Consider the following 17,591-nt stretch of genomic DNA (forward strand, 5'->3'; position numbering starts at 1 on the left):
ACGGACTCCCCGGGCGGATCTACCAGCTAAACCTCTTCGACGGAGCTGGGCTCTGCACGGGACAGATCGATACCCAGTTCCTCCGCGGCCCGGAAGACTTCTTCATCCGAGTCACGCATTTCAATCGTGTTGCCTTCGGTGGAGAGGACTTCCACATTCAGGCAGAGCGACTGCATTTCCTTGATCAGGACCTTGAACGATTCCGGAACGCCGGGCTCCGGGATGTTCTCGCCCTTGACGATGGCTTCGTAGACCTTCACGCGGCCATGGATGTCATCAGACTTGATCGTGAGCAGTTCCTGCAGCGTGTAGGCAGCGCCGTACGCTTCCAGGGCCCAGACTTCCATCTCACCGAAGCGCTGGCCGCCGAACTGTGCCTTACCACCCAGCGGCTGCTGCGTGATCATGGAGTACGGTCCGGTGGAGCGTGCGTGGATCTTGTCGTCCACCAGGTGGTGGAGCTTCAGGATGTACATGTAGCCGACCGAGATCGGGTCCGGGAACGGCTGGCCGGAGCGGCCGTCGTACATCCGGGCCTTGCCCGAGGCACCGATCAGGCGGTTGCCGTCACGGGTCACGTTGGTGGAGTCGAGCAGGTTGATGATCTCGTCCTCGCTGGCACCGTCGAACACCGGGGTGGCAACCGTGGTGGGACCGGTCTCGCGGGGCAGGTTCGGCAGGTCTTTGACCCAGTCCGGCTCGCCCTCGATCTTCCAGCCCTGCTTCGCAGCCCAGCCCAGGTGGATTTCCAGGACCTGTCCAACGTTCATTCGGCCCGGAACACCCAGCGGGTTCAGGATGATGTCGACGGGGGTTCCGTCTTCCATGAACGGCATGTCTTCGATCGGGAGGATCTTGGAGATGACGCCCTTGTTGCCGTGGCGGCCGGCCAGCTTGTCGCCGTCCGTGATCTTGCGCTTGTGCGCCACGTAGACGCGGACCAGCTGGTTGACGCCCGGGGGCAGCTCGTCGTCGTTGTCGCGGTCGAAGATGCGGACGCCGATGACGGTGCCGGACTCGCCGTGGGGAACCTTCAGGGAGGTGTCGCGGACTTCGCGGCTCTTCTCGCCGAAGATGGCGCGCAGCAGGCGCTCTTCCGGGGTCAGTTCCGTTTCACCCTTCGGGGTGACACGGCCAACCAGGATGTCGCCTGCTTCAACCTCGGCACCGATGTGGATGATGCCGCGCTCGTCGAGCTGCGAAAGCACCTCTTCGGAGACGTTGGGGATGTCGCGGGTGATTTCCTCGGCACCAAGCTTGGTGTCGCGGGCGTCAACCTCGTGCTCCTCAATGTGGATGGAGGTCAGGACATCGTCGGAGACCATGCGCTGGGACAGGATGATGGCATCTTCGTAGTTGTGGCCTTCCCATGACATGAATGCCACGAGCAGGTTCTTACCAAGGGCCAGTTCACCCTGGTCCGTTGCGGGACCGTCGGCGATGATGCTGTTGACCTCAACCCGGGCACCTTCGGAGACCAGCACGCGCTGGTTGTAGGCGTTGCCCTGGTTGGAGCGCTCGAACTTCATGATCGGGTAGCTGGTCTCGGTGCCGTCGTCGTTCATGACGGTCACGATGTCAGCGGAAACCTCGGTGACAACACCGGGCTTCTTGGCGGTCACGGAGTCGCCGGCGTCAACTGCGGTGTACTTCTCCATGCCGGTGCCCACGACGGGGCGCTCGGAACGGAGCAGCGGCACAGCCTGGCGCTGCATGTTCGCACCCATGAGGGCACGGTTGGCATCGTCATGCTCGAGGAACGGGATCAGGGCCGTAGCCACCGACACCATCTGGCGCGGGGAGACGTCCATGTACTCGACCTCGTTGGGTTCAACGAGGACGGGCTCACCGGAGCCGCCGCGGGCACGGACGAGGACGAGGTCCTCGGCGAAGTGCTGGTCGGCGCGCAGCGGGGCGTTTGCCTGGGCAATGGTGCGCTCAACTTCGTCATCGGCGGTCAGGTAGTCGACCTTGTCGGTGACTACGCCTTCCTCGACCTTGCGGTACGGGGTTTCGATGAAGCCGAAGGCGTTGATGCGGCCGTAGGAAGCCAGCGAACCGATCAGGCCGATGTTCGGGCCTTCAGGGGTTTCGATGGGGCACATACGTCCGTAGTGGGACGGGTGCACATCTCGGACTTCCATGCCTGCACGGTCACGGGACAGACCGCCCGGGCCCAGTGCGGACAGGCGGCGCTTGTGCGTCAGACCGGCCAGCGGGTTGTTCTGGTCCATGAACTGCGAGAGCTGGGAGGTTCCGAAGAACTCCTTGATCGCAGCAACCACGGGACGGATGTTGATCAGGGTCTGCGGCGTGATGGCCTCGACGTCCTGGGTGGTCATCCGTTCGCGGACCACACGCTCCATACGGGACAGGCCCGTGCGGATCTGGTTTTCGATCAGTTCGCCGACGGCGCGGATACGGCGGTTGCCGAAGTGGTCGATGTCGTCGACCTCGACGCGGATGTCCACGTCGGCACCGTTGCGCTTGCCCGGAACCGTCTTCTCGCCGGCGTGCAGTGCCACGAGGAACTTGATCATGGCGACGATGTCGTCATTGTTCAGTACCGAGGCGTCGGAATCCGTCAGGGGCTTGTCGATGCCGAGCTTGCGGTTGATCTTGTAGCGGCCAACCTTGGCCAGATCGTAGCGCTTCGGGTTGAAGTACAGGTTGTCCAGCAGCGTCTGGGCAGCCTCGACCGTGGGCGGCTCGCCCGGACGGAGCTTGCGGTAGATGTCCAGCAGGGCATCTTCGCGGGTTTCCGTGGGGTCCTTTTCCAGGGTGGCCCGGATGGAGTCGTATTCGCCGAAGGTCTCGAGGATCTGGCCTTCGGTCCAGCCCAGTGCCTTGAGCAGCACGGTGACGGACTGCTTGCGCTTGCGGTCCAGGCGGACGCCCACCTGGTCACGCTTGTCGATTTCCAGTTCGAACCATGCACCGCGGGAAGGAATGATCTTCGCGGTGTAGATGTCCTTGTCGCTGGTCTTGTCAGCGGTGCGCTCGAAGTAGGCGCCCGGGGAACGGACCAGCTGGGAAACAACAACACGCTCGGTGCCGTTGATGACGAACGTTCCCTTGTCTGTCATGAGGGGGAAGTCGCCCATGAACACGGTCTGCTGCTTGATCTCACCCGTGTTGTTGTTCATGAATTCGGCTTTAACGTACAACGGGGCCGAGTACGTAGCGTCCCGGTCCTTGCACTCCGCCATGGTGTACTTCGGGTCGGCAAACTCCGGCTCCGAGAAGCTCAGGGACATGGTGCCCTGGAAGTCTTCAATCGGGGAGATTTCCTCGAAGATGTCGGCCAGGCCGGATGTGGTGGCAATACCCTGTTCGCCGGTCTCCCGCGCCTTTTCAACGCGCGCCTTCCAGCGCTCGTTGCCGACGAGCCAGTCAAAGCTGTCCGTCTGCAGGGCAAGAAGATTGGGAACGTCAAGCGGTTCGTGAATCTTTGCGAATGAAATCCGGGAAGCTGCGTTCTCCGGATTAGTAGCGGTTTCGTTATTAGAGGTGCTCGAGGCGACCAAGAGGGATCCTTCCACAGACCTTCAGGCGTGTTTCACGCCTCCTCCCCTGCACAATGCGGACCGAGTCCGTGTGCGTCCCTATGTCCGGCGTGCGGCACATCCACAGGTTGCGGATACTGCCCGGCACGGAACGAAGCCCACCGCTATATGAAGGCTGAAGGTTAACAGGAGGAAGCAAATATCCACTATAGGGCATTATGGGCAGACAAGTCTACCCGGTATTTGAACCCTGCTTCGCTCAACCCCTCCAAACGGAGGTTCCCGGGTGGGGATCCAGTCTCGGATCCCGGCAATCGATTCCCGGTCAAGGGGGAGCTACAGGCAACACCGGCGTACCGTTTCCGCATCGGATACAGATACCTTACCGCACAACGGGGCTTTTATGCTTGCCGGGGCGGTGTGCGGCGCCGCCGCCCTCTGTGACGGCGCTCTCCCCGGGGCTCCCGGGTTGGCGTAGCCTTATCCGTGTCTTCAATGACGAATACAACGACGAAAGCGACCCACGAGTGACTCACGCACCCATAAACACCTCCGCAGCCCGTGAGGGCGCAGCCGTTCCCGAAGTGGTTATCGTTGGGGGCGCGCGCACTCCCCAGGGCCGTCTGAACGGCCAGCTGTCCGCGTTCACGGCCGTCGAACTCGGCGCCTTTGCCATCAAGGGCGCACTGGAGAAGTCCGGTGTTGACGCCGCCGACGTGGATTCGGTCATCATGGGCCACGTTGTGCAGGCCGGCTGCGGGCAGAATCCCGCCCGCCAGGCATCCATCAAAGCCGGCATCGGCTGGGACGTCCCGGCGGTCACCGTCAACAAGGTCTGTCTCTCCGGCCTGGCTGCGGTGATCGACGCCGCCCGGCTGATCCGGGGCGGCGAGGCCACTGTGGTGGTGGCCGGGGGCCAGGAATCCATGACGCGCGGCCCGCACCTGCTTCCCGGCTCCCGCCAAGGCTGGAACTACGGCAACATCTCGGCCCTGGACTCCGTGGCCCACGACGGCCTGACCGATGCCTTCGACAATGACTCCATGGGCATTTCCACCGAGCGGGGCAACACGAAGCTGGCCATCAAGCGGCTGGAACAGGACGAAGTAGCCGCAGCCTCCCACCAGCGGGCGGCAGCGGCGATGGCGGCGGGGATCTTCGACGCGGAAATTGTTCCCGTGACCGTGCCGCAGCGCCGCGGCGAACCCGTGGTGCTTACTGCAGACGAGGGCGTCCGCCCCGGCACCACGGTGGACACCCTGGCGGGCCTGAGGCCGGCCTTCGATGCAGAGGGAACCATCACGGCCGGCAACTCCTCCCCCCTTTCGGACGGGGCCGCAGCACTGATCCTCACGACCCGGGACTTCGCCGAAGCCAACGGGCTGAATGTCCTGGCCGCCGTCGGGCTCCCCGGCCAGGTGGCCGGTCCGGACAACACGCTTCATTCCCAGCCGTCCAACGCCCTCTTCGCCGCCCTTCGCCGGGCGGGTTGGAGCACCTCGGACCTGGACTTCATCGAGATCAACGAGGCCTTCGGTGCCGTGGCGGTCCAGTCCCTGAACGAACTGGGCATGGACCTGGAACAGTGCAACCTGCACGGCGGAGCCATCGCGCTCGGGCATCCGATCGGCGCCTCGGGCGCCCGCCTGGCCCTCACCGCAGCACATGAACTCGCCAGGCGCGGATCCGGCCGGGCCGGGGTTTCCCTCTGCGGCGGCGGCGGCCAGGGCGAGGCCCTGCTGTTGTACCGCGAAGAGGCCTAACCGCCCCGGAGCAGCCGCTCCCAAGGAATACAAAAGGCCCCGTTCCTTTCGGAACGGGGCCTTTTGTAAAGCGTTTTTATGCGGTGAGGCAGTAAAAACTACTTGACGGTGACGGTGGCGCCGGCAGCTTCGAGAGCTTCCTTGGCCTTGTCAGCGGCTTCCTTGTTGGCGCCTTCGAGGACGGCCTTCGGAGCGCTGTCAACCAGGTCCTTGGCTTCCTTCAGACCCAGCGAGGTCAGGGAGCGAACTTCCTTGATCACTGCGATCTTCTTGTCGCCGGCTGCTTCGAGGATGACGTCGAATTCGGTCTTCTCTTCAGCGGCTTCAGCGGCACCGGCAGCGGGGCCGGCAACTGCGACAGCAGCAGCGGTGACGTCGAACGTCTCCTCGAAGAGCTTCACGAAATCGGAGAGCTCGATGATGGACAGTTCCTTGAAAGCTTCAATGAGCTCTTCGTTGGTGAGCTTCGCCATGGTGTGGCGTCCTTCCTATAGTTGGTGCACGCAGGCACCGGAGATTGATGGAGAAGAGGTTCTACTCTTCGGTGGCTGCTTCTGCTGCCGGAGCTTCTTCTGCAGCGGCCGGAGCCTCTTCTGCAGCGGAGTCAGCGGGGGCGCCGCTTTCCTCTTCAAGCTTCATGCGCAGTGCATCAGCCGTGCGGGCGAGCATGGACATCGGTGCCTTGAGGACACCGGCGACGCGTGCAAGCTGGAACTCACGGGACTCAAGGGCAGCCAGTGCGGCTACTCCGGCGGCATCCAGGGCATTGCCCTCGAAGACACCGGTCTTGATGACGAGCTGCGGGTTGGTCTTGGCAAAATCCGTCAGGCTCTTTGCAGCTGCAACTGCGTCACCCTTGATGAAGGCAATTGCAGTAGGTCCGGCAAGCTGGCCTTCGAACGCGTCGATGCCGGCTTCCTTGGCTGCAATGCCAGTCAGGGTGTTCTTTACGACCGAGTACTTGGTGTCCTGGCCGAGCGAACGACGCAGCTCCTTGAGCTGTGCAACGGTGAGCCCGCGGTATTCGGTTAGGACAGCAGCGGTCGATTCCTTGAAATCGGTGGTGATCTCCTCGACTGCTGACACCTTTGTTGGCGTTGCCATAACCCTCCTTCCGGGGAAATAGTGCCGGTGGATCGGGTCCCGAACATAAAAAACGCCCCGGGCAGATGCACGGGGCTTCACTCAACGGACACACAAAGTTCCGGAGTTCAGTTCGTTCACCTGCGCAGGCCGCCCTATCAAGGGACTTTCGGATGTTTCTCCAACCGGGTTCCACGCGTGGAGGGCTGAAGGTTCAGCCTTACGGTGGGATTGAATGCACATCGACCGACGGTCTTTGGTAGTTCCAGAGTACGGGAGAATCCGGCAGGGAACAAATCCCGGCGGCGGGCCCTGCGCGGACGGCAGCCGCTGCCGGATCTCACTCGGCGGACAGCTCCTTTTGCCACTCTCCGGAGTAGCCGATGGCCCGGAACCCCAGCTGCTCATTGATGGAGAGCATGTGGCGGTTTTCCTCGGCGTTCCAGGTGTAAACCCGGAGCGCTTCGGGAACCGCCTCCCGGAGGCAGACCAGGTTCGCCGCTTTGAGCAGCATGCCCAGCCGGTTCCCCCGGTGGCCTTCCAGCACCAGGGTGTCGTCCTGGTAAACCACGGCGGGGTTGTTGCGGAAAACCTCCAGGACAGTGTGGCCGGCAAGCTCGCCGGTGGCAACGTGCCGGGCGGCGCTGACCAGCACCTCGGCGTCCATGTCGCGGGCCAGACCCTCGGCTTCCCGCACCCGGGCTCCGTCCCAGACTTCCTCCGCCAGGTCCAGTCCTCCCATGGGTGCATCGGTGCTCATCTTCTGCCGCAGCCGTGCGTAGGCCGCTATCAGGTCCTCGGGACATGCGCCGCTCCAGAACACGAGTTCGTAGCCTGCTCCCGCAGCGGTCCTCGCCTGTTCCAGCACGGCCTCATCATCGGCAGGGCTTCCCAGCTCGAGCCGGCTGACGCGGTCCACCAGTTCCAGCCGGAACCCCAACGCGGAAGCGAATAAGGCGGCGGCGTCCTGCGGGACCAGCGACGCCGTGCCGGCGATCGGTCCCGCCGTCTCACCGGAGAGCAAATGGTCCGTCTCCGCCATGAGCATGCGCCGGTTGTCGGACAGCGCCAGTTGCTCCGCCGCGGCGTAGAGCCGCGTTCCAACGCCGCGGCGCCGGGCGGAAGGTGCCACCACAATGTCGACCGTTCCGCTGTGCAGGTTGTCGGTCAACGGGAGGTTTATCTGGGCCACCCCCACGATGTCGGACCCGGCACGGGCGGCCAGGAGCTCGCGCCGCCGGGTCGGGGTGCTCCCCCGGCCGGCAAGCTGCGCCTGCGGCGGACCGTAAAAGTCATTGTTGCCCCAGAATTCCTGCTGCTGGGCATTGAACATTTCGGCAACGGCAACGAAGTCCGCCGCCCCCGGTGCGTCCAGTCCGGCCGGAACGGCAATCGGCTCAATCGAGACCTGCATCTGCGTCATGGCCGACATCCTTCCGCACGCAGTCCCCGATACCAAACGCCAATGCCCGGGAACACAAAAAAGCGGCCGCAGCGAAAAGCTGCGGCCGCCCTTTGAGGGGAAGAATCCCCAGGTACTACTGCTGACTATGCGTCTGCGAGGACCTTGGTGACGTTGGGGTCAACGCTGATGCTCGGGCCGAACGTGGTGGACACGGTCGCCTTGGAGATGTAGCGGCCCTTTGCTGCGGACGGCTTGAGGCGAAGGACCTCTTCCAGAGCTGCTGCGTAGTTCTCAGCCAGCTTCTGGGCGTCGAAGGACACCTTGCCGATGATGAAGTGCAGGTTGGAGTGCTTGTCGACGCGGAAGTCGATCTTGCCACCCTTGATGTCCGTGACAGCCTTGGCCACGTTCGGGGTAACCGTACCGGTCTTCGGGTTCGGCATGAGGTTACGCGGGCCGAGCACGCGGCCCAGGCGGCCGACCTTGCCCATCATGTCCGGGGTAGCCACTGCGGCGTCGAAGTCGGTCCAGCCTGCTGCAACCTTTTCGATCATGTCGTCGGAACCAACGAAGTCGGCGCCGGCAGCGATTGCTGCTTCAGCCTTCTCGCCGGTTGCGAAAACGAGGACGCGGGCCGTCTTGCCGGTGCCGTGGGGCAGGTTGACCGTGCCGCGGACCATCTGGTCAGCCTTACGGGGGTCAACGCCCAGGCGGAAAGCCACCTCAACGGTTGCGTCGAACTTGGAAGGATTGGTGTCCTTCGCCAGCTCTACAGCCTCGACCGGTGCGTACTGCTTGTCCGCATCGATCTTGGCTGCAGCTGCTTCATATGCTTTGCTGCGCTTTGCCATCTGCTTTTTCTCCTTGTGCAGTTGTGGTCTATCGGACCGCGCCCGGCCCTGCCACACGCCGTCCCCTGTAAGGGGCGGCGACAGTTATGTGAAATTGAAACCAGTACGGGGACTTAGCCCTGTACGGTGATGCCCATCGAGCGGGCGGTGCCTGCGATGATCTTGGCAGCTGCCTGGACATCGTTGGCGTTGAGGTCTTCCATCTTCATGGTGGCGATCTCTTCGACCTGAGCCTGGGTCAGGTTGGCAACCTTGGTGGTGTGCGGGGTTGCGGAACCCTTGGCTACACCGGCAGCCTTCTTGATCAGCTGTGCAGCCGGAGGGGTCTTCGTGATGAAGGTGAAGGAACGGTCTTCGTAGACGGTGATTTCCACCGGGATAACGTTGCCGCGCTGGGATTCCGTTGCAGCGTTGTACTGCTTGCAGAATTCCATGATGTTGACACCGTGCTGGCCAAGTGCCGGACCAATCGGAGGAGCCGGGTTGGCGGCGCCTGCGTTGATCTGCAGCTTGATGAGGCCGGTGACCTTTTTCTTGGGGGCCATGAAAGGGTCCTTCTCTAAATTATGTTCCCGAAGGACAGGAGCGTCCGTCCGGGGTGGTGGCCGCCATGGCTTGGCGGCCGGACGCTGCCTGCAGGTTAAAGCGGACCTGCGGGCAGCGAAGTCTGAAAGCTACTGGAGCTTGGTGACCTGGCCGAAGCCAAGGGTTACCGGCGTCTCGCGCTCGAAGATGGTCACGAGAACCACCAGCTGCTGGGACTCGGGCTTGATCTCGGAGATCGTGGCCTGAAGGGTTTCGAACGGCCCTTCGTTGACCGTGACGGGCTCGCCGATTTCGAAGTCCACTGCAATGTTCGACGACTGCTGCTGCGCGGGCTTGCCGGCCTCGGTCTTGGGCGAAACCACGGTGTGCTCGAGCATCGAGTACACCTCGGAGAGGCTCAGCGGAGTCGGGTTGTGTGCGTTGCCAACGAAGCCGGTGACGCCGGGAGTGTGCCGGACAACGCCCCAGGACTCATCGGTGAGGTTCATGCGCACCAGCACGTAGCCGGGGATACGCACGCGGTTGACGATCTTCCGCGTGGTGTTCTTGATCTCGACGACTTCCTCCATCGGGACCTGGATCTCGAAGATGTCCTCTTCCATGTCCAGTGTCTGGATGCGGGTCTCAAGGTTGGACTTCACGCGGTTTTCGTAGCCGGCGTAGGAGTGGATGACGTACCAGTCACCTTCCTGGCGGCGCAGCTTGGCCTTGAAGGCCTCGGCCGGATCTTCCTCAGGCTCAGCGTCTTCTGCGGAATCAGCAGCTTCTTCAGCTGCGTTTTCTTCGTCGGCCGATGCATCAACAGCAGCGGGCGCCTCGTCGACGTCGGCTGCGGCGATCTGATCCTCGGTATCCAGATCAGCGTTGTCATTGATCTGTGATTCGAGTTCTTGCTCGGACACGTAGATTCCTGCTTTCTTCTTCAGAGCACTATCGGGTTTGTCACTAGCTCATGGTCTCCGGTTCCGCGCCCAGCGGGCGGAGCCTTAGGTCTTTGGCTAGCTTTCGCCGCCGCCCGAGCCGAAGATCCACAGTGCGCCCCTGCCAAAGGCAAAGTCGAGAGCCGTAACGATAAGCATCATCACCAGCACGAACGCGAGGACAACGAGTGTGTACCTCAGCAGTTCCTTACGGGTGGGGGTGACGACCTTTTTGAGTTCGGCGATCACCTGGCGCAGGAAGAGAGCGATACCGGCGAAGAAGCCCCGCTTTTTGGGCCCGCTGGAGGGGTGTCCCTTGGAGCTGCTGGCAGCTGTCTCGGTCACCTTCGCCTCACTCATCTGTGTCGGTTCACAATCGCAGCATGCGCTGGGACTGCTCATTCCATGAAGGACTGCTGAGCTGCCGGAAATGACAGTTCTGCGCAGGGCAGACAGGACTCGAACCTGCAACCTGCGGTTTTGGAGACCGCTGCGCTACCAATTGCGCCACTACCCTATGGAGGAAAATTTCCCTACCGCACCATTGTAGCCACAGCGGAAGGACGTTAGTTTCCCAACAAGTCCGCTTGCAAGACACAATCCACTCGAAAGACACGAGACAGCGCGGTGAGGACAACCACCGAAGAACCAGTCTACGCAAACTTTGGCGTCCCGTCGAACCGGGCGGCTCTGCCGCGGGCCGGGCGTGCCTGCGGCGCGGATTCCGAGCGCCTAAACTGGTGGAATGCCGCCGTCGTCCGGCAGGACCGACGGGGCGCACCTAAGCTGCCACACACCAGACGGGAACCCCATGTCTTCCACCGGCCGTATATCAGAGCGCATCGCATCCATTGCCGAGTCCGCAACCCTGGCAGTGGATGCCAAGGCCAAGGCACTCAAGGCGGCCGGGCGCCCGGTGATCGGTTTCGGCGCCGGGGAACCTGACTTTCCCACCCCCGACTACATTGTCGACGCCGCCGTGGACGCCGCCCGCCAGCCGCGCTTCCACCGCTACTCCCCCGCCGGAGGGCTGCCTGAACTGAAAAAGGCCATTGCGGCCAAGACCCTGCGGGACTCCGGTTACGCCGTCGAGCCCGCACAGGTCCTGGTGACCAACGGCGGCAAGCAGGCCGTCTACGAATCCTTCGCCACGCTGCTGGATCCGGGCGACGAAGTCCTGGTTCCCACGCCGTACTGGACCACGTACCCGGAGGCTATCCGGCTGGCCGGCGGTGTTCCCGTGGAGGTCTTCGCCGGGCCGGAACAGGGCTACCTGGTGAGCGTAGAGCAGCTCGAGGCCGCCCGCATGGAACGCACCAAGGTGCTCCTTTTCGTCTCGCCGTCCAACCCGACGGGCGCGGTGTACCCGCCGGAGCAGGTGGCGGAGATCGGGCGGTGGGCTGCGGAACACGGGCTGTGGGTCGTCACGGACGAGATCTACGAACACCTGACGTACGACGGCGTGCCCTTCACTTCCATTGCCACGGCCGCGCCGGAGCTCGGCGACAAGGTAATTGTGCTCAACGGCGTGGCCAAGACCTACGCCATGACCGGCTGGCGGGTCGGCTGGATGATCGCCGCCCCGGACGTCATCAAGGCCGCCACCAACCTGCAGTCCCACCTGTCCTCCAACGTGTCCAACGTGTCCCAGATGGCGGCGCTGGCTGCGGTGTCGGGACCGCTGACCGCCGTGGACGAAATGAAGCAGGCCTTCGACCGCCGCCGCAAGGCCATGGTTTCGGCCCTGAACTCGATTGACGGTGTGGAGTGCCCCATGCCCGAAGGCGCGTTCTACGCCTACGCGGATGTCCGCGGACTGCTTGGACGCGAGTTCCCGGGCAAGAACGGTCCGGTCCGGCCGCAGACCTCCGCCGAGCTGGCAGCCCTGATCCTGGATACCGTGGAAGTTGCAGTGGTGCCGGGCGAAGCCTTCGGCCCCTCGGGCTACCTCCGCCTCTCCTACGCCCTGGGCGACGAAGACCTCGCCGTCGGCATGGAGCGGCTGCAGGACTTCCTCGGCAAGGGCCGGTAGGCAGCTAGAGCAGGCGGCGGTCCGCGGCCCAGCGGGTGAGCTCGTGCCGTGAGGAGAGCTGGAGTTTGCGCAGCACCGAGGAAACATGGGTTTCCACGGTCTTCACGGAAATAAACAGCTCGCGGGCCACCTCCTTGTAGCTGTAGCCGCGGGCGATCAGCCGCATGACCTCCAGTTCCCGGGCCGAGAGACGGTCCAGTTCGTCATCGACCGCCACGCTCGCCGTACCGAAGGCATCAAGCACGAATCCGGCCAGGCGGGGCGAGAAGACGGCGTCGCCGCCGGCCACCCGGACAACGGCGTCGGAAATCTCCGGCCCGGAGATGGTCTTGGTGACGTAGCCGCGCGCACCGGCACGGATCACCGTCACCACGTCTTCGGCGGCATCGGACACGCTCAGCGCCAGGAACCTGGTGACCCCGAGCAGCCCGGCGCACCCGGCCAGCACTTCCGCGCCGCCGCCGCCGTTGCCGCCGGGCAGGTGGACGTCCAGGAGGACGACGGCGGGCCGCCGGGCCGTGATCACTGCAACTGCCGTTTCCACGCTGTCTGCTTCGGCCACCACGTTGATCCGTGCGTCCAGGTCCGCCCGGAGGCCGGAGCGGAAAATGGCGTGGTCATCGACCACCACGACGTCGATGGGCAGCTGCGGGTGGGCCGTCATTGAGGTTGCGCTCCGTTGCTTGAGACATGGATTGGAGAGTTCTTCCCGGCTTCCCGGGGGCGTGCTGCCCTGGCGCCGTGCGCCGTACTACCGGCGGAGCCGCCCGTTCCCGGCTCACCGGAACCGTTGTCGGGGCCGTTCGGCAGCGGCAGCACCAGCCGGACCTCGGTTCCGTCCGAAGTGCTGCGGATGGCGGCGCTGCCCCCGGCGCGCTGCATCCGTCCGATGATGGAGCCGCGCACACCGATGCGGTCCGGGGGCACTGCCTCCGGATCGAATCCGGGCCCGCGGTCCCGCACAAAGACCTCGAGCTGCTCGGGGCGGCATTCAACATAAACCGAAACCGTTCCGCCCGCATGCTGGGCGGCGTTGAGCACGGCTGCCCGGGCGGCGGAGGCCAGGGCTTCGGTCCGCTCATCCAGCTCCGCGTCCGAAACGGCCACCAGCTCAATCGGATGCCCGTAGGCGTCCTCTATCTCGGCAGCCATGCGGCGCAGGCATTCAACGAGGTGGTCTTCCGCCCGGGCCCGGTCAGAGTACAGCCACTGCCGCAGCTCCCTTTCCTGGGCCCGGGCGAGCCGGATCACATCCTGCTCGGAACCGGCCCGTTTCTGGATCAGGGCCAGGGTCTGCAGGACCGAGTCGTGCAGGTGGGCCGCAATTTCAGCCCGCTCGGTCTGCCGGATCCGTCCGGACCGTTCCGCTTCCAGGTCCCGCCAGTGTTTTACGGCCCACGGTGTAAAAACCAGTGCCACGCCGGCCAGTACGGCGGCGGAGGCCAGCAGCCCGGACATCAGGACATCCCAGCTCACGGCCCCCGAGATCACCACCAGCACCCCGGCCACCACCAACAGCAGGCCTGCTGTGAGCCGGATCAGGCCGGAGGCACGGTCCGCGCCGGCGCTGTTCATCAGCCCCGCCCGCCGGCGCTCGTCCAGCTGGGACCAGGCCAGCACCGCACCGCCGGCAATCGCGGCGACCGGAACAAACAACCCCCAGTTCAGGTCTGCGCCCAGCCGCTGGGCAACGACGGCTGCAGCCACCAGCAGCAGGGCAAGACCGGCTGCCACTTCCCGCTGCCCAGCCTTTCCCGGACCCTTTCCGGGACCGTGCGAGGGCACTGCGCCTTCCCGCAGCTGCCGGGCATAGTTCTCGGCAATACTGCGCGGGTTGGCGGAGACCTGCTCCTTTTTCTCCTGCTCCTCCTGCGTCGGCACCATGACCCACAGCCAGCCGTAGAGAATGACGCCGCTTCCGGCACCCAGCACCAGCACGGCCATCAGGATCCGGGTCAGCTTCACGGGCCAGCCCAGATGTGCTGCGAGTCCGGCGCAGACGCCGGCAATAATCCGGTCCCGGGGACGCACCAAGGGTTCTCTCATGGCCCCATCCAAGCACGCCGGAGGTGCCGGGGACCGGCCCGGAGGCCAATTTGTGTGTTTCTTCAGGGCACGTTCAGGGGCAGCTCAGGGTAGTCCCTGATGCGGCCGGGCGGCAGCGGGAGAAGACTGGAGGCATGAACCCTTCCCCATTTCCTGATTCCGGAGCACAAGACCCCGCATCGCAGCCTCCAGCTGAGCAGCGGCCTGCCCCGGCAGGCAGCCATGCGGCCGGCACCGGTGCGGAGGGTGCCGGGCCGGCACCTGCCGGCATCCACGGCGGTTTCTTTCGCTGGGTCCGCACGTTCGGCGTCGTGCGCGGCGGTGACCGGTGGTTCGGCGGAGTAGCCACCGGGATCTCCGCGCGGACCGGACTGGATCCGGTGCTTATCCGCGGCCTGTTTGTAGTCCTGGGCGTCTTCGGAATCGGTTTCCTGGTATACGGGGTCGCCTGGGCACTGCTTCCGGAACCGGACGGCAGGATCCATCTCGAAGAGGCGGGCCGCGGAACCTGGACATCGGGCATGACCGGGGCGCTCATTTTCGCCCTCATCGGCATGGGCGGCCCCGGCGCTTCCTTCCTCGCAGACAGCTGGTTCGGCGCCGCCGTCTGGACGCTGTTCTGGATCGGTGCGGGTGTGGCCGCCGTTTACTGGTTCTCCACGGGGAAGGGACACAAGCTCCTTTCCGGCCATGGAGCCGCTGCGGATGCGTCCGGGGACCCGGCGACCTCAGTCGCCGTCACTCCTCCCGCCGGTGCCGGAACTGCCGGCACCAGGGACTCCCGACCCGGGAAGCCCGTTTCGCTGGCCAAACCCGGCATGCCCGCCGCCGGCAATGTCCCTGCCGGTTCTGCACCTGCCGGCGGCACAGCTCCCTTTACCGCCGCACCGCACGGCGGGTTTGCCGTTCCGCCCGGGCCAGTTCCGCCGCTGGCAGCCGACTCGAAGCGGAACGCCGAACGCGCCGAAAAGGCAAAGCGCGTCCCGGGAGCCCCGGGGTCCTTTGCAGCGGCTCTCTTCGGTGCCGCCCTTCTCGCGGGCGGAACCGTCCTCGCCCTGGATTACGTCAATGTCATTTCCCTGGGCGCACCGGTATCCGTTGCCTTGGCAGCGGCCGCTGCCGTCCTGGGCATCGGCATCGTGATCCTGGGTGTGGTCGGCAGGCACTCCGGCGGGATCGGCACGGCGGCAGTGGCAGCCCTCGTAGCCTCCCTCCTGACCCAGGGCAGCATGGTCAACGCCAACCTGCTGGTGGCCAGCGATGCGGAGTGGGCGCCGCGGGACGCTGCTCAGGCGGGCGGCGGCTACACCGTGATCGCCGCAAACGGCACAGTTGACCTGCGGGAGACCGAGACTTCGGGGAGCTTCGAGATCCCGGCCAGCGTCGCCGCAGGGAACCTCGCCTTCCTGGTTCCCGAGGATGCGCCGGTAACCATCCGGTTCGGCATGGCTGCGGGAAATATCGAGGTAAACGACGGGTCGGACCGGCAGGAATACAGCGGGCTGTGGCTGCCATCCGACGAGCGCACGCTCAACGACGGCGCCGACGGCGACCGGATCACCATTGATGTCCGCGGACTCGCGGGGAACGTACTCGTCACGACGGAAGAAAGCGATCTCTAGCCATGGAACAGGACAACGAGAGGGATTATCTGGGACGCCAGTACGGACCCGAAAGCTATAAAGCCCCGGACCGTCTGTCGGCACCAGCCGCGGACCCGGGTCCCGGCAGTCCCGAAACAGACGCGGTGGATCCCCGCGGCTCCGCTGCACCGGCGGTGGAGACCGACGACACCCCAGCTCCCGTCCCGCCCCGCGCACTGCAGGTGGGGACAGTGGTGTGGGGCCTGGTGCTGACCGTCCTGGCCGTACTCGTACTGCTGATCAACACCGTGAACCTCTCGGTGGATCCGATGGTGCTGGCCCTTTGCCTCGCCCTTGGTGCCGGTCTGGCCCTCCTGGTGGGCGGGTTCCTGTCCGGCCTTCAACGGAACCGCTCCCGCTGACGCGGATTCCCCTCCGCACCCTCCCGCAGCCGGTCCCTCATTTCCCTATTCCGACACCATCAGATAAGGCTTAGTCCATGGAAAAGTTCTTCAGCATTGTGCGTTCCTCCCCGATCAAACGGCGGAAAGGCTGGCTCGGCGGGATCTGCGCCGGTGTCGCCGCCGCCTACGGCTGGGATGTGTCCCTGGTCCGGATCGGCGTCCTCCTCAGTTTCCTGCTGCCCTTTGTAGGGATCGGCACCTATCTGGTGGCCTGGCTGCTGCTGCCGAAAACCGATGGAACCATCCTCCTGCAGTCACTGGTGAGTCCCCGCGCTTAGTCGGTGCCCTCAGGGCTGGCTAGAATCAAGGGCAAGACCCACCCACCGCCAGCAGATCCAGGGGTAATCACATGAAAATCGGTATCCTCACCAGCGGAGGCGACTGCCCCGGGCTGAACGCCGTGATCCGCGGTGCCGTCCTCAAAGGCATCAAGGAATACGAGGACATTGAGTTCGTCGGCTTCCGTGACGGCTGGCGCGGCGTCGTCGACGGCGACATCATGGACCTCCCGCGCTCCAGCGTCCGCGGTATCTCCAAGCAGGGCGGCACGATCCTCGGAACCTCCCGTACCAACCCGTTTGAAGGTCCCAACGGCGGCCCGGAAAAGATCAAGGCAACGCTGGAGCGCCTGGGGATCGACGCAGTCATCGCCATCGGCGGCGAGGGCACCCTTGCCGCTGCACAACGGCTGACGGACGCCGGACTGAAAATCGTCGGCGTCCCCAAAACCGTCGATAACGACCTGGACGCCACGGACTACACCTTTGGCTTCGATACCGCTGTGGAGATTGCCACCGAGGCCTGCGACCGGCTGCGCACCACCGGTGAATCCCACCACCGCTGCATGGTGGCCGAAGTGATGGGCCGGCATGTCGGCTGGATTGCCCTGCATACCGGTATGGCGGCCGGCGCCCACGCCGTCCTGATTCCCGAGCACCCGGTCAGCATTGACCAGATCTCCCAGTGGGTCAGCGACGCCCGGGACCGTGGACGTGCACCGCTGGTGGTGGTGGCCGAAGGATTCGTCACCACTGACATGGAGATGCCGCATTCGGAGCGCGGCCTCGACAGTTTCGGCCGTCCGCGGCTGGGTGGGATCGGCGAACTGCTGGCCCCGGAGATCGAGGCACGGACCGGCATCGAAACCCGGGCCACGGTGCTGGGCCATATCCAGCGCGGCGGCGTCCCCACTGCCTTCGACCGGGTCCTGGCCACCCGGCTGGGCATGGCGGCAGTGGATTCTGTGGTGGACGGCCTGTGGGGAACCATGGTGGCGCTGCACGGTACGGATATTGTCCACGTCGGCTTCGAAAAGGCCCTGGGCAACCTCAAGACGGTGCCCGAGCAGCGCTACGACGAGGCTGCCATCCTCTTCGGCTAGGCCGGGTCCGG

At 64.7% G+C, this 17,591-nt stretch carries 16 protein-coding genes and 1 tRNA gene; 6 read left to right on the forward strand and 11 right to left on the reverse strand.

All coding sequences use genetic code 11. The features are described 5' to 3' along the window. Window positions 1-26: 26 nt before the first annotated feature. Window positions 27-3,527 carry a DNA-directed RNA polymerase subunit beta gene (rpoB, locus tag NNX37_RS02050; RefSeq protein ID WP_255790539.1) on the reverse strand — a complete coding sequence of 1,167 codons (3,501 nt, stop codon included), beginning with the start codon at window positions 3,525-3,527 and terminating at the stop codon, window positions 27-29. A gap of 506 nt (window positions 3,528-4,033) precedes the next feature. Between rpoB and NNX37_RS02055 the strand changes: the two genes are divergently transcribed. Then, window positions 4,034-5,269, forward strand: a complete 1,236-nt coding sequence (locus tag NNX37_RS02055; RefSeq protein WP_255790541.1) for an acetyl-CoA C-acetyltransferase — start codon at window positions 4,034-4,036, stop codon at window positions 5,267-5,269. Window positions 5,270-5,367: 98 nt separating this feature from the next. Here NNX37_RS02055 and rplL read toward each other — a convergent pair whose 3' ends face one another. The 8 genes from rplL to NNX37_RS02095 form a co-directional block, all read right to left on the reverse strand. Beyond that, on the reverse strand, window positions 5,368-5,742 hold the full coding sequence (rplL, locus tag NNX37_RS02060; RefSeq protein WP_227918771.1) for a 50S ribosomal protein L7/L12: 375 nt from the start codon (window positions 5,740-5,742) through the stop codon (window positions 5,368-5,370). A gap of 61 nt (window positions 5,743-5,803) precedes the next feature. Further along, the gene (gene rplJ / locus NNX37_RS02065) at window positions 5,804-6,373 is read right to left on the reverse strand and encodes a 50S ribosomal protein L10 (RefSeq protein WP_230021187.1); all 570 of its coding nucleotides are present in this window, start codon (window positions 6,371-6,373) and stop codon (window positions 5,804-5,806) included. A gap of 319 nt (window positions 6,374-6,692) precedes the next feature. Continuing rightward, on the reverse strand, window positions 6,693-7,775 hold the full coding sequence (locus NNX37_RS02070) for a GNAT family N-acetyltransferase (RefSeq protein ID WP_255790543.1): 1,083 nt from the start codon (window positions 7,773-7,775) through the stop codon (window positions 6,693-6,695). 125 nt (window positions 7,776-7,900) lie between these two features. Further along, a complete protein-coding gene (gene rplA, locus NNX37_RS02075; RefSeq protein WP_255790545.1) occupies window positions 7,901-8,608 on the reverse strand; it encodes a 50S ribosomal protein L1 in 708 nt (235 codons plus the stop codon). A gap of 113 nt (window positions 8,609-8,721) precedes the next feature. Continuing rightward, window positions 8,722-9,153 (reverse strand): 50S ribosomal protein L11, encoded by a 432-nt coding sequence (gene rplK / locus NNX37_RS02080; RefSeq protein WP_230021192.1) that lies wholly within the window; start codon window positions 9,151-9,153, stop codon window positions 8,722-8,724. Between the two features lie 129 nt (window positions 9,154-9,282). After that, window positions 9,283-10,056 (reverse strand): transcription termination/antitermination protein NusG, encoded by a 774-nt coding sequence (gene nusG / locus NNX37_RS02085; RefSeq protein ID WP_255790548.1) that lies wholly within the window; start codon window positions 10,054-10,056, stop codon window positions 9,283-9,285. A gap of 96 nt (window positions 10,057-10,152) precedes the next feature. Then, window positions 10,153-10,434 (reverse strand): preprotein translocase subunit SecE, encoded by a 282-nt coding sequence (gene secE, locus NNX37_RS02090; RefSeq protein ID WP_255790549.1) that lies wholly within the window; start codon window positions 10,432-10,434, stop codon window positions 10,153-10,155. Between the two features lie 84 nt (window positions 10,435-10,518). Then, window positions 10,519-10,591 (reverse strand) — tRNA-Trp (locus tag NNX37_RS02095). Between the two features lie 294 nt (window positions 10,592-10,885). Here NNX37_RS02095 and NNX37_RS02100 point away from each other — a divergent pair. Then, on the forward strand, window positions 10,886-12,106 hold the full coding sequence (locus NNX37_RS02100; protein WP_255790551.1) for a pyridoxal phosphate-dependent aminotransferase: 1,221 nt from the start codon (window positions 10,886-10,888) through the stop codon (window positions 12,104-12,106). A gap of 4 nt (window positions 12,107-12,110) precedes the next feature. On the opposite strand, the gene NNX37_RS02105 is transcribed toward NNX37_RS02100, so the two are convergent. Both NNX37_RS02105 and NNX37_RS02110 read right to left on the reverse strand, forming a co-directional pair. Next, window positions 12,111-12,770 carry a LuxR C-terminal-related transcriptional regulator gene (locus tag NNX37_RS02105; RefSeq protein WP_255790552.1) on the reverse strand — a complete coding sequence of 220 codons (660 nt, stop codon included), beginning with the start codon at window positions 12,768-12,770 and terminating at the stop codon, window positions 12,111-12,113. Continuing rightward, complete coding sequence (locus tag NNX37_RS02110; protein ID WP_255790553.1) at window positions 12,767-14,152, reverse strand: ATP-binding protein; 1,386 nt, start codon at window positions 14,150-14,152, stop codon at window positions 12,767-12,769. Before NNX37_RS02110 ends, NNX37_RS02105 begins: the two co-directional genes overlap by 4 nt. Before the next feature lie 134 nt (window positions 14,153-14,286). On the opposite strand from NNX37_RS02110, the gene NNX37_RS02115 reads away from it, so the two are divergent. From NNX37_RS02115 to NNX37_RS02130, 4 genes are all read left to right on the forward strand, one after another. Further along, window positions 14,287-15,774 (forward strand): PspC domain-containing protein, encoded by a 1,488-nt coding sequence (locus NNX37_RS02115; protein ID WP_255790554.1) that lies wholly within the window; start codon window positions 14,287-14,289, stop codon window positions 15,772-15,774. Between the two features lie 2 nt (window positions 15,775-15,776). Then, the gene (locus tag NNX37_RS02120; protein WP_255790555.1) at window positions 15,777-16,157 is read left to right on the forward strand and encodes a hypothetical protein; all 381 of its coding nucleotides are present in this window, start codon (window positions 15,777-15,779) and stop codon (window positions 16,155-16,157) included. Window positions 16,158-16,234: 77 nt separating this feature from the next. Beyond that, window positions 16,235-16,477, forward strand: coding sequence for a PspC domain-containing protein (locus tag NNX37_RS02125; protein WP_255790556.1), 243 nt, complete (start codon window positions 16,235-16,237; stop codon window positions 16,475-16,477). A 71-nt stretch (window positions 16,478-16,548) separates the two neighbouring features. Then, on the forward strand, window positions 16,549-17,580 hold the full coding sequence (locus tag NNX37_RS02130; protein WP_255790558.1) for a 6-phosphofructokinase: 1,032 nt from the start codon (window positions 16,549-16,551) through the stop codon (window positions 17,578-17,580). Window positions 17,581-17,591: the final 11 nt, after the last annotated feature.

This window comes from Arthrobacter zhaoxinii (assembly GCF_024385505.1).
Classification (GTDB): Bacteria; Actinomycetota; Actinomycetes; order Actinomycetales; family Micrococcaceae; genus Arthrobacter_B; species Arthrobacter_B zhaoxinii.

Excerpts from the sequence above, each read along its gene's own strand:
- rplA (WP_255790545.1), bottom strand. The coding sequence starts at position 8,608 with ATGGCAAAGCGCAGCAAAGCATATGAAGCAGCTGCAGCCAAGATCGAT.
- NNX37_RS02125 (WP_255790556.1), top strand. The coding sequence starts at position 16,235 with ATGGAAAAGTTCTTCAGCATTGTGCGTTCCTCCCCGATCAAACGGCGG.
- NNX37_RS02070 (WP_255790543.1), bottom strand. The coding sequence starts at position 7,775 with ATGACGCAGATGCAGGTCTCGATTGAGCCGATTGCCGTTCCGGCCGGA.
- NNX37_RS02105 (WP_255790552.1), bottom strand. The coding sequence starts at position 12,770 with ATGACGGCCCACCCGCAGCTGCCCATCGACGTCGTGGTGGTCGATGAC.
- rplL (WP_227918771.1), bottom strand. The coding sequence starts at position 5,742 with ATGGCGAAGCTCACCAACGAAGAGCTCATTGAAGCTTTCAAGGAACTG.
- rplK (WP_230021192.1), bottom strand. The coding sequence starts at position 9,153 with ATGGCCCCCAAGAAAAAGGTCACCGGCCTCATCAAGCTGCAGATCAAC.
- NNX37_RS02110 (WP_255790553.1), bottom strand. The coding sequence starts at position 14,152 with ATGAGAGAACCCTTGGTGCGTCCCCGGGACCGGATTATTGCCGGCGTC.
- NNX37_RS02100 (WP_255790551.1), top strand. The coding sequence starts at position 10,886 with ATGTCTTCCACCGGCCGTATATCAGAGCGCATCGCATCCATTGCCGAG.
- NNX37_RS02115 (WP_255790554.1), top strand. The coding sequence starts at position 14,287 with ATGAACCCTTCCCCATTTCCTGATTCCGGAGCACAAGACCCCGCATCG.
- secE (WP_255790549.1), bottom strand. The coding sequence starts at position 10,434 with ATGAGTGAGGCGAAGGTGACCGAGACAGCTGCCAGCAGCTCCAAGGGA.
- NNX37_RS02120 (WP_255790555.1), top strand. The coding sequence starts at position 15,777 with ATGGAACAGGACAACGAGAGGGATTATCTGGGACGCCAGTACGGACCC.
- NNX37_RS02130 (WP_255790558.1), top strand. The coding sequence starts at position 16,549 with ATGAAAATCGGTATCCTCACCAGCGGAGGCGACTGCCCCGGGCTGAAC.
- rplJ (WP_230021187.1), bottom strand. The coding sequence starts at position 6,373 with ATGGCAACGCCAACAAAGGTGTCAGCAGTCGAGGAGATCACCACCGAT.